This is a genomic window from Micromonospora sp. CNZ322 (genome assembly GCF_007827755.1).
In genome coordinates this window covers 1-11,474 of sequence record NZ_VITD01000020.1, presented here as the reverse complement: position 1 = coordinate 11,474, position 11,474 = coordinate 1, and the positions used below count along the sequence as shown (strand labels likewise).

Annotated in this window: 6 protein-coding genes and 1 pseudogene; 2 read left to right on the top strand and 5 right to left on the bottom strand. The window is 67.3% G+C overall.

Annotated features, from left to right (window positions below; translation table 11 throughout):
- Positions 1–19 precede the first annotated feature (19 nt).
- Together FB453_RS30995 and FB453_RS30990 are read right to left on the bottom strand one after the other, a co-directional pair.
- Positions 20–2,074 (bottom strand): AIPR family protein, encoded by a 2,055-nt coding sequence (locus FB453_RS30995; RefSeq protein ID WP_145795936.1) that lies wholly within the window; start codon positions 2,072–2,074, stop codon positions 20–22.
- Positions 2,075–3,536: 1,462 nt separating this feature from the next.
- Complete coding sequence (locus FB453_RS30990; protein ID WP_486480535.1) at positions 3,537–4,097, bottom strand: hypothetical protein; 561 nt, start codon at positions 4,095–4,097, stop codon at positions 3,537–3,539.
- 685 nt (positions 4,098–4,782) lie between these two features.
- Here FB453_RS30990 and FB453_RS30985 point away from each other — a divergent pair.
- A pseudogene (locus tag FB453_RS30985) lies at positions 4,783–6,015 on the top strand (IS256 family transposase); the annotation flags it as partial.
- A gap of 162 nt (positions 6,016–6,177) precedes the next feature.
- Complete coding sequence (locus FB453_RS30980) at positions 6,178–7,233, top strand: hypothetical protein (protein ID WP_222431443.1); 1,056 nt, start codon at positions 6,178–6,180, stop codon at positions 7,231–7,233.
- 142 nt (positions 7,234–7,375) lie between these two features.
- On the opposite strand, the gene FB453_RS30975 is transcribed toward FB453_RS30980, so the two are convergent.
- From FB453_RS30975 to FB453_RS30965, 3 genes are all read right to left on the bottom strand, one after another.
- Positions 7,376–8,863, bottom strand: coding sequence for a CATRA conflict system CASPASE/TPR repeat-associated protein (locus FB453_RS30975; RefSeq protein ID WP_145795934.1), 1,488 nt, complete (start codon positions 8,861–8,863; stop codon positions 7,376–7,378).
- Positions 8,844–9,212 carry a hypothetical protein gene (locus FB453_RS30970; RefSeq protein WP_145795932.1) on the bottom strand — a complete coding sequence of 123 codons (369 nt, stop codon included), beginning with the start codon at positions 9,210–9,212 and terminating at the stop codon, positions 8,844–8,846. Before FB453_RS30970 ends, FB453_RS30975 begins: the two co-directional genes overlap by 20 nt.
- 14 nt (positions 9,213–9,226) lie before the next feature.
- Positions 9,227–11,474, bottom strand: a 2,248-nt coding sequence (locus FB453_RS30965; RefSeq protein WP_222431442.1) for a CHAT domain-containing protein, incomplete at its 5' end; no start/stop codon positions are given.

Below are 11,474 nucleotides of genomic sequence, written 5' to 3'. Positions count from 1 at the left end.
TTCACGCCACCGCATCATCTCACCGCGCCCCTGCCGCGAAGGGGCCATCCTGATCGGCGCCACCGCCGCCCGTCGGTCTGAACCCACGACCCCGCGCGACCTCCATCAGGACCGATGCGGCCCGCAGGTGCTTGCCTGCCGGGGTGTACCCCTGCTCGAGCGCCTGGGTGATCTCTCTGATGACGCCCCGCTGGGCCGCATCGAATGAGCCGGTGGTCTCGCCCCACACCGCCAGGTCACGCCAGCTGCGCGGCGGCGTCGTCTGCAGGGTCTCGATGTCGGCCGGATAGGCGTCGAGCTCGACCAGCTCGGCCTGGAGCTGCCCCGGGACCATCCATGCGATCTCCCGTACCGCTTCCCAGCACTCATCCCTCTTCGCCCACTCACCGACGTGCGTCCGCCCCACGGGGGGCGAGGTGATCACCTTCTGCACGAGTGTCGACAACTCGGCGATCGCCTCCTTCGTCGCCGGCGACAGGTCCTGGGTCCGCCAGATCCGGTCGAGGTCCAGACGACCACCCGTCATCTGGACGAGCTTCGCCACGGTGTAGGTGACGATGTTGGCCTTGTATCCACCGAAGTTCTGTCGCGCGACGATCTTGTCCGCGCGGCGGAACAGGATGGCTTTGGCCACGAGGTTCTGGCAGTACGATTTATCGACAACCGCGGACGTCTCGTCGAGGCCTTCGGAGAACAACGTGAAGTTCTTCTCGGCGCCGAGGCTCACCTGCTGGGGCCGCATCGACCAGGACATCTCGAACTTGGCGAGCTCGGACTTGGTGAACTTCTGATCGGGCGGGTTCATGGTCTTGAAGACCTTCTGGCGCGACCTGGTGAGCTCCGCGGTCACCGCGTTGGCGTACTGCCCCCGGGCCCGTTCGTAGAACCAGTGGGTGTCGCTCTCGTGCAGCGGTCCGGGTGGCGCCCAGAGCGTGCGCATGATCCGCTCGACGTCGACGTGGAAGCTGGCGTTCGCCTTGAGGTCGGAGGCGCTGACCTTGTTCTGGGTGTTCGAGTATGCGGAGATCTTCGGGACGATCTCGTCCAGCCGCTCGGGGGATACGACGGTGAGTTTCATCTGGACGAGCACCTGACCGATGTCCGTCGTCCGACGCGCGTGGTGGATCGACGCAGTGGTCTGCCCGCCGTTGACGATCTGGAGGTCATGGATCCGGCGGATACTCCGTTGCCCGCTGTCGTCGGTGTGGAAATCCACCGCGGATGCCGTGGCGGCGATGCCGTTGTTGTAGGCGAGGAACCGCTCGGGATGCTCGCGCAGGGTTCTCTGGATGCCGCTGTTGACGGCGCCCTTGACCTGGAGGAACGATCGCACGTTGAGCTCGAGGAGGCGCGCGCCGTGGCGTCCGTAGAGATCGGCGAGATCGTTGCCGGGCACGATGGCCAGGAACACCGCGTAGTCGGAGCTGGTCTGCGGGGTGCCGAGACAGGGCAGCCCGTCGGGAAAATCAGCCACGATCGGCTCGGCGCGGCTTCCCGACGCCGTCCAGTTGGCGAGGCGGCGCAGGTCCCAGACGTCCCGGGCGATCTCGCGTTCCTGAAAACGTAGCGGCGGCAGCGCATCCCGGACGACGCTGCGGGCATTCGAGATGTAGATGAACCGGACCTTGTCAACCTCGGCGAACTTCTCCGCGACAGTCGACACCATGCCGGCGACCTCGGACGACGGCTCATTCCGGACGACCGTCCCGGCGAGGCAGCGGGACAGGAAGTTCTCGAGTCGGCGGAACGCGGTCTCGGCATCACTCCGATTGAGTTTGTGGTCCTCGTCCGCGCGCGGACTGTAGCTGGTGATGAAGAGGTCCAGACATCGGTCATCCGATGACAGGCCGAAGCCACTCACCTCCACCCCGTGATCCTTGAAGCGGACGACCACGGGATCCTCCGTCAGCCCGTAGCCCGACAACTGCTCAAGGACCAGCCCGGCGAACGCCTCCTGCGGCTCCGAGTCGTTCACCTCGGTGTACGCCCGGACATCCTCGAGCAGGCTGTAGGCGTAGAAGTCGAGGTCGGATTCAGGCACCGGCGATTCCCCCCAGAGGAGACGCATCGCCATGCGCAGGACCTGGCGTGACTGGGGATTTGTTCTGGGTGGTCATGGGCTTCTCCGACGCTGATGTGCGGCTCGAGATCGGACCGCGCGGATCCGGCCGGTAACCGTGCCTATCTTGCAGCATAAGGGCAGTAGACGACAGAACCGCAGGATGATCGACTCGCCATGCATCCGGCCGTCCGATTCCCTCCCCACGCCTGATCCATTTCCGAACGTTTCGTGATACGGAACGGGGTGGACGCCGGGCATTCCACCTCCGGTCGATCCCTCGCGACCGGAGCCCTTCCGATGCGAAGGTACCTGCACCGTAACGGTCAGGCGTCACTGCGGCCGGCGACCCGACTGGCGGACGGGTCCTGCTCGATCGAGCGGATCCGCCCCGGCAAGGTCCGTGCGCGTGAGTGGCGCTGTCGACGGCGAGGGTCTGCCTCCCAGGGACGCGGGTCGGGACAACGGTGTGTGTCCGTTGCCCCTTCAGCGGCATCTGCGCGCGTTGGAGTTCGCGATGCCGCCGCCCGCGAGGCGGCGGCCCCCGGACCAATCTCCAAGTCGCGGTGCTGCACCAGGTTTTCCCCGAGACAGCCACCGTGCGGGCCGTACTGCTCGCCTAGGGCCGGTTGCGCACGGACAGCGTCACGTCACTCGTGAAGTCCCTGGGGTGACGCGGCCTTGATCAGCGCAATTAGTTCGGCGGGGTGACCTCGTCCGTCAGGGCGGAGCTGCTTACGGTTGCACGCGATTCTTTCATCGCGGCAATCCATGGGGCAAGCCCGAAGCGACGCAGAGACCCTCCTGGAGTGCCGATTGACCGGCGGACCGCTTAATAGAAGCCATGCTTCGCGTCGCCTACCTGTGACAAGGCGCTAGCCCAGTCGAGCCCAACGTCACTCCGATTACGAGCTAGCCATTCCAAACGCCAGACGCACTGCTTCCACCTTTGTCCGGCCTCAATCACAGCTGGGTCGCCCACCATAAGCACAGATTCCCACTTCGCTGAGCGATCCTGCTCTGCAGCGGAGAGTTGAGGCAGTCCAACGTCTGGAGATAGCGGATCTGCGACGCCATCGATGTCGCCGTACGCGGCGATGCGTCGGGCGAGGTCGGTCATGTTCTTCAGAGCATGGGCATGGTCTGTGTATGCACTTATCTACATCTGGGTCCATCGCGCTTGCGTCTCGCGTCGCCACTGAGCCTTGCTTGTCGCTGACGTTGCAAGGTAGGTGGCAATGCTGCCAATCAACACGCCCATGATCGTCGGAATCTGACCGAGTAACGTGTCCACAGAACCACCTGACCCTCATGTCTGTGGGCATGGTATGAGTCGAGGGCAACCCGGCTGTCGGGTCTCAGAACGCCGGGTGGCTCACCCCTGACGCGGTGGGCGGACGGATGCCCGTTCGCCTGGCTTGCTGACGAGACCACAGAAGCCGATCGACAGTGGGTCGCCGTACGCCACCCACAGCCGTCAGGGGCGCATGGCCGGCACACGATTGTCGGCTGGCCGCCGCACCTGGTCGACGATGCCGCCGCGGACACCGAGGCTGCCTCGCGCAGCACGGTAAAAGCCGTCACGGGTCTCATCGGCTCGCCGGACCAGTTCCGTCAGGTCGTCAGGCGGATCCGGTAAGGAACGCGCGGCCTGCTCCAGAGCTCGCACCGCGTGACGCCACGCGGAGGCTGCCCTTACGGTGACCTCATCACCGAGCAGCAGGACTGCCTCCCATGTCAGCGTGTGTCGCACATCCGCCTCAGCCAACCGCGCTAACCCCTCTTCACGGTCAAGTGCGGGGGTACGGGCACCGGGTCTGTGGGCGCTGAGCATTCCCAGCGCCAGCAGATGGGTCTCCTTCACAGCCCGCGTGAAATCGGCGTAGGCGTCCAGCCGCCGCTCGTCCCATCGCACCACTTGACTGCGCCGCCATCGAGCCCGTTCGGCCACTGTCGTGGCAATGATCGTGCCGACAGTGCCGACCACCACGCCGATCAGCGCCGCTACCTGCGTCATCATCGTCTCCAACATTCCCATCGACGTCCCCTCGCCGTGGTTGGACTCAACCCGTCAGCCATCTCGCTCACTCGTACCGGGTGCTCGACCCCCCGGAACACTGCGCGGAGATCCTCTCACTGATCAGGGATAACCAGCTGAACCCGCAGGCATACCTGACGGCTTATTTCGACACCGGCCAGGAGAGACAAGGCGACGTCTGCGCGGCATTCGACGAGAGGTGCCACCCCTCAGCAGGCCTGCTGTCCATTCCGCTCGCCCGATCTGCGGCAAGCGCGCACCACAGGCACGGCTTCAGGACGAACCAAGGCTCGGGAGCGCCTCACGTGGCTGTCGAGGTCTTCGGTTATCCAGCCAGAAAACATAGTCACGAAGATCAGCTTTCAGCCCGTCGTCGAGGTACCGGCCGAACTCGGCCAGGCCCGCCGCGTTGTCACGATCGCCGCTCCGATCGCTGACTGACCACTGGTGTCGTACCTGGTCGATCCATCCGGCCAGCCGCTTTCGCCCGGCCCATCATTGCCGCGCGAGGTCGAGCGTCCAGTGCTCGTTCCCGTCTGCGGTGTAGGCACAGAAAGGGTCTCGCTCGGTTACGTCCACGGGAGTGGTGTACGACTTGCCCGTGATGGGCGTGTTGCGTAGATAAGAGATGGCCATCGCGTCGATCCTTCAAGACGACCAAGTCAGAGAAGGAAGAGAGAACGCGATGGCCGCATCTGAGAGTGTGAACCCTGTTGACCTGCTGCGCGAGCAGATCGAGGGCGCGTCGCCGGACGTGTTGCAGGCGATGATCAAGACGTTCGCGCAGGCGGTGATGTCCGCCGAAGCCGACGCGATCTGCGGCGCCGGCTACGGGCAGCGCAGCGACGAGCGGGTCAACTCCCGCAACGGATACCGGGTGCGGGAGTGGGACACCCGTGCCGGGACGATCGACCTGGCAGTGCCGAAACTGCGGCAGGGCAGCTACTTCCCGGACTGGCTGCTGACGCATCGCCGGCGAGCCGAACAAGCTCTCGTCTCGGTGGTGGCGACCTCCTATCTGCTCGGCGTCTCGACTCGTCGGGTGGAGAAACTTGTTGAGCAGCTCGGCGTCCGGCAGCTGTCCAAGTCGCAGGTGTCAGAGATGGCCGCGCACCTAGACGCGCAGGTCGAGGCGTTCCGCAACCGGCCTCTCGATGCCGCGCACTACACCTTCGTGTGGATGGACGCCCTGACGATGAAGGTCCGCGAGCACGGGCGCACGGTCAACGTCCACGCGCTGGTCGCTGTCGGCGTCAACGCCGATGGACAACGTGAAGTCCTCGGCCTGGACGTCGCCTCCGACGAGGACGGCGCCGGATGGCTGGCGTTTCTACGGTCGCTGACCGCCCGGGGTCTGTCCGGCGTTCAACTGGTCATCTCCGATGCTCACCGCGGCCTCGTCGCCGCGATCGGCGCCGCCCTGCCCGGCGCGGCTTGGCAACGCTGCCGCACCCACTACCTGCGCAACCTGCTCACGAAGGTGCCCAAGTCAGCCCAGCCGTGGATCGCGACTCTGGTGCGGACGATCTTCGACCAGCCCGACGCCGAAGCCGTCCGCGCCCAGTTCGCCCGGGTCGTGACCACGATCGAGGCGAAGTTCCCCGCCGCAGCCGAACACCTCGACCACGCCCACGACGACCTGCTCGCCTTCACCGGATTCCCACGCGAGATCTGGCGTCAAATCTGGTCGAACAACCCGCAGGAACGCCTGAACAAGGAGATCCGCCGCCGCACCGACGTCGTCGGGATCTTCCCCAACCGACCGGCGATCATCCGCCTCGTCGGCGCGGTCCTGGCCGAGCAGACCGACGAATGGACCGAAGGCCGCCGCTACATGGGCATGGAGCTACTAGCCAAAGCCCGACTCGTCACCGCCTCGCAAAACCAACACACCAACGACCAACCCGACCCGACCCCGATCGCCGCCCAACATCAAACCGGATCCAGTGATGGCCGTCTCTTACACCACCAGCGCGGACGTGACCGTCAACGATTGGCCGGGGGTTTTCGGGGGGTAAACGGGGGGCATATTGCCAGGGCGGATCGGTTGCGTCATGGCCGTGCTGGTTGATCTCATCGGATGCTTGTGGCGGCAAGACAGACAAAATCAAACGGCCACATTCTGATGGTTGCCGCTTGGCCGGGGCTGGTGGCTGGGCGGGTGGTAGCCCGCTACGAGGCGCCGTCGTCAATGCAAGGATGGGCGCGGGTGGTGCATACTCGGCGACGCCGTTCCGTCTTAGCGAGGAGAGGGGCACCGGAGGTGGAGTTTCGCAAGGCGAAGCCGATCAGCCTGCGGGGTAACCCGCGGTTCTCGGAGAAGTGGCTGCAAGGTTTGATTGCCGAGGACCCGAGCCTGCTCGGGTTGGGCGATCTGGTGTTGATGCAGGCAGAGCGGCGGCAACCGCGTGCAGGCCGGCTGGACCTGCTCCTGGTAGACCCGGACGAGCCCACCCGATACGAGGTGGAGATCCAGCTCGGTCCCACCGACGAGGCGCACATCATCCGCACCATCGAGTACTGGGACATCGAGCGGTCCCGGTACCCGCAGTACGAGCATGTCGCCGTGCTGGTCGCCGAGGACATCACCAGCCGGTTCCTGAACGTGATCAGCCTGTTCAACCGGGCCATCCCGCTTGTTGCGATCCAAATGCGTGCTCTAGACGTGGGCGGGACGCTGACGTTGAGTGCCACGACCGTACTGGACGTAACCCGGCTGGGCACGGATGAAGAGGACGAGCCAGGGCAGGCGACCGACCGGTCGTACTGGGTACAACGCAGCTCGTTGGCGTCCGTATCGATCGCAGACGAGGTGCTGGCGCTGGTCAACGCCATCACACCCGGTATGCAGCTGAAGTACAACAAGCACTACATCGGTCTGGCCCGCGACGGCATCGCCGACAACTTCGTGCAAGTGCGACCGCGGCGCAGCCACGCGGTGTTGGAGATCCGGCTGCCACGCAGCGACGAAACCAGTGCCCTGTTGGAGGCTTCCGGCCTCGATGTGTTGTCGTACGCAGCGCGGTGGGGCCGGTACCGGATGAGCCTCAACTCAGCCCACATCACCGCGCACCAGCAGCTGCTACTGGACCTGATCCGGCAAGCGGCCGGAACTCCAGCGCCGGACAACGACTAACGCGGCAGGGCAGTGCATCTGACCCCAGAACTGACCATCAGTGCAGGCACGATCCGCCGGGAGGAACGCGACCTGACGCCGTGGCAAGCGGCAGCCAGGCGACGCCCTGGCTAGATTTAAGCTGCCGGACACGCGGAACTACCTAGACTGAGGACCGCCGCGACCAGAACGCCGCCGCGGCGTATCCGATAGCTAGGCCGGCCGCGGACATCAGCGTGGTGGCGAGAGGGCCCACCGGAATCCACGAGACCGACCCGGCGAGCCATGAGGTTGCCAGCCAGGTGAGCGCCGCGACGAGCGCGCCGAAGGCGGCGCACTCGACCGTTGCGCGGGACGCGGAGGCGCCCACCAGGCGTACGGCGACGACGGACAGCCAGAGCACCGCGGCGCCAAGCGTGGTGATCAGCGCGGGCCTGACAGGCCCGGGAAGCGGGACCCGGTAACTGAGCGCCTGGATGGCCGTAAGCACCATCAACAGCGTTCCGATAATTGCGGTTTGGGTCAGTGTGAAGCGTTCCTGACGGCGGCGGGCGGCTTCGGTCCGCAGCTGCGCGCGGCGGGTGACCTCCCGTTCGGCGATCTCGGCGATGTGATTCGCACGCTCGGCAGCGGCGTCGAGGTAGGCGCTCAGGTCGTCGAGGTCTTGGTCGAGCTCGGCAGCGGCGCGCTGGTCGGCAGCGGCGAAACCCGACCCGGCCGGCAACATGGCGGCCATATTGGCGGCGGTGATCTGCACAGTACGCCGCATCCGGCGCGCCTGGATTGAGGTGTCGATGATGCCGGAGCGATCGGTCCGCAGCAGCGACAGTTCGTCCTGCGCCCGGTGCAGGGCGTCGTCACCGAACCCGCCGGGCCCGGCGGCAAGCTCCCCCTGGAGCCGGTCCAGTGCCTCGTTGACGCGCACCAACTGTGCGCGTAGGCCGTCCCGGTCGCCGTCCAGGATGCGGCGCTGGTAGTCGAGCTTTCCTGCGTGCAGCAGGTACCGCCCCACAGGGCCGAGGTCCGATGCCCAGACGCGGTCGCCTAGGTCGTGGTCGCGCCGCACTGGCGCGGTGACGGCGAGCAGTCGCATCGGTCCCGGGTCTCGGGCCGGGTCGAGCCGGTGGGCGATTACGCCTGCGTCCAGATCGACGGCAGAGTCCGCCCATCGGGGGTCGATCGGCCGGAGTGCGGTTGGGAGATCCCGCTCGATGGCTCGGCACCGCTGGGCGGGCGAGCTGCGGCCGGGCTCGACGAGGGCGGTGAAGACGAGTGCCTGCCCCAGGAGCGAGCGCGGGTCGAGGTCCGGCGTAGCGGCGGTCCACTCGTCGTGGAGCTCGGACCATGTCGGGGCGTCCCGGCTGAGGGTCACGGACAGGCAGGTGACGTCACCCGTCTCGTCCCACCATGCCTCGCGCAGGGCCGCACCGGGCGCCCGCCGGCCGGCGACCGTGCCTCTGGCGCGGCCGCCCGGCGTGGCGGGAGACGGATCGGCCGGGGTATTCGGGTCGACCAAGGCGGTCATGCCGAGCTTCTCCGCGCAGGCCCGCCAGATCTCGTCGAGCTGCCCGTGGGCGGTCGCGCTGTCCGGGCCGGTCAGCGGCGCGAAGAAGTGCAGGACGAGCCGGTGATCAGTCAGTGTCGGCACCATGCTTGCCCTCGCCGCGGTCCTCTCCGCCCCGTCCTTCCGGGCTTCCGCCGATGCCGCGCAGACGATGCACCAACTCGTTGGTGCGCTCGTGCGGGAACGGCCGCTCGGACACCGCCTTCGGCCGGGCGCGGCTGCCGTACCGGGTGTTGTGGTCCCCGAGGTCCACGAGGGCGTGGTGTGCGGCGCTCATCGCCTCCTGGTCGCGCGATGAGGCCGCGGCCTCGATGGCGTCGAGGACCGCCTCGTAGCGGCTGACAGCCCGCTCGTCGAGCGGCCAGGTGTGCGCGTACGCGATGATGTCGGCCACCCAGGAAGCGATGGTCACGAACCGGCGGGAGGGGGGCGGCACGGCGGGGCTCCTCGTCATGGTCCGAAGTGAACATGGGAGGCCCAGCGGTGCGGCGCATCAGGGTGCCTCCCGCGGAGGTCCCGTACGGCTCGGTGGACCGCATGGGCGGGGGTGGCGCCGTGGAGAACGGCCTCGTAGATCCGGTATGCGATATCCGGCGCGAGCAGATCGGAGATCGGCCAAAGCGTCGCGACCGTGTGCGGGTAGCCGGCGATCTGGAACGCCGCGGCGATGTGGATCGCCTCATCGAGGGTACTCAGCGGCGTGGTGGCGGTGTCGCAGGCCGACAGGTACGCGAGGTACCCGTCCGGCACATCAACCTCGAACAGATCGCCCACCGTAATCGGGCCGTCGGCGAGCGTCAGGTGACTCCGTGCCGGGTCGGCGCGGTCGGACAGCGCGTGACAGGCGAGGTGGATCCACGCGGCCTCGGGCAGGGCTGACCGGACCGCCGCTCGGGTCGCCCGCTCGCCAAGCAGCGGCGGCCGGCCGGCGAGCAGCTCGTGGACGGTCGTGGCCTCGCGTTCGGCCATGTGGAGCGCCGGGACGCGGTCGTCAGACGTCCGGTTGATACCCACGGCCAGCGCCTCTCGCGCCGGGCGCGCAGGCCGGTGGGCGTGCAGCAACATCCGGACGGTCGGCGTGTACGACGACACGACCCGGTCCAGCACACTTTGGCCGCCAGCCGGGTCCCGGTGGTGGCCGGCGGCGTGCAGTGGCAGGACGGTCAGCGCTCCGGTCGGGATCCACCACATCCGCGGCCACTCCGCGCCGGGCTCTGGGGGCGCGGTGAGGCCGAGGTGCCTCAGTACCGGCTCGGCGATCGTGTCCCACATCCACTCAAGGACGTCGTGCATTGAGCTGGTGTCGATCTTCTCGCCGGCGGGCGGGCGCAGCGCTCGCAGGATCCGGTTGGCCTGTTCGATCACCCGCTCCTCGGTTAGCCCCGGCAGTTCCAAGCGGTCGCTGGCGGTCTCGGTGAGGATGAGCGCGTCACAGCCGGTGCCCGAGATGCTGACCGCGACGATCAGACCCCCTGCTGCGGCGGGCCGGAGCTCGTCCGCGGTCGGCGGCAGGCCGAATCGCTGAAACCCTTGTCTCGACCGGATGGTCTCCATCAGCTCCTGCCAGCGCTCCACGAGCTCGCGGCGGTCCTCGGTTAGCGGCCGCAACACCGTGGCGATCTGGTCGGCGCGCCCGTCCGCCGGCGAAGGCGCATTCAGCCGAACCCGCAGGTGCAAGACCTGGTCGGCGAGGTCCGGCTCCGCGGCCCTCAGTTCGGCGAGATCCGACCGTACGCCGAGAGCCTGCCCGAGCAGCACGCCCCGGCCCGCCTCGAGCATCACCCAGGCGTCGTCCGCGGAGCCGGTACGCTCGATCGCGGCGCGGGCCGCCAGCTGTCCGAGGCCCTGAAGCTCCTCGATGTGGCGGCGGCGGTCGCCGAAGTCGAGCGCGTGGCTGACCAGCTGTGGCACCAGCCCCAGCACGAGGGCACAGGCCGCGCCGGCCTCGTCCCACTCCCCTCTCTCCGCGGCCATCCTGGCCCACTGACGGCCGCACTTTACGCGAGCGGCCGGGGAGGCAGTCTGGACCTGGGCACCGGCGCGGAACTCGCTGAGAGCGCGATCGTGGTCCGTCGGGTCTCCCTGCCGGTGGAGGCGCGCGCGGCGGGTGTTGGCCAGATCGAACAATCGACCGGCCCGTTCTGGGTGATCGGCGGTGAGCATGTCGACCGACGTCTCGGCCACCTCGACCGCCTCGGCGATGTCCCGCTCGTCACCGCAAAGGAGGTACCGGTGCCGGAGCATGATGTTGAGCCCGTGCAAGTGCGAGCTGAGTTCCGGGTCGGATGGCGAGACGCGGTCGATGACCTCACGGGCGACGCTGATCGCCTCGTCGAGATCGGCGGAATTCCCGTACGTCTCGAAGCGGGTGAAGAGCACGGCGGCAACGCCCGACCGGCGGTCTGCCCATTGAGCGCTGTCCGGCGGAGTCAGGTCGACACAACGGTGAATGACGCCGACGGCCTCGTCGAGCTCCGCCCGCGACTGGTCGCGATAGAAGTGACGCAACAGCGCCGGGAAAAGGTTACCGAGGTACAGCGCGTGGTCCGGGTGGTCGACCGGGGTGGTGGCCACCGCGGCCCGGCACGCCTCGACAGCACTGTCTAGGTGTACTGCCCAGGGACGTTGGTCGAGATTGTGTGACGACACGATCTGATGTCGTAGGTAGGTGAAGGCCTCCGGTTGTGGAGTGGAGCTG

Excerpts from the sequence above, each read along its gene's own strand:
- FB453_RS30995 (WP_145795936.1), bottom strand. The coding sequence starts at position 2,074 with ATGGCGATGCGTCTCCTCTGGGGGGAATCGCCGGTGCCTGAATCCGAC.
- FB453_RS30990 (WP_486480535.1), bottom strand. The coding sequence starts at position 4,097 with ATGGGAATGTTGGAGACGATGATGACGCAGGTAGCGGCGCTGATCGGC.
- FB453_RS30980 (WP_222431443.1), top strand. The coding sequence starts at position 6,178 with ATGCTTGTGGCGGCAAGACAGACAAAATCAAACGGCCACATTCTGATG.
- FB453_RS30975 (WP_145795934.1), bottom strand. The coding sequence starts at position 8,863 with ATGGTGCCGACACTGACTGATCACCGGCTCGTCCTGCACTTCTTCGCG.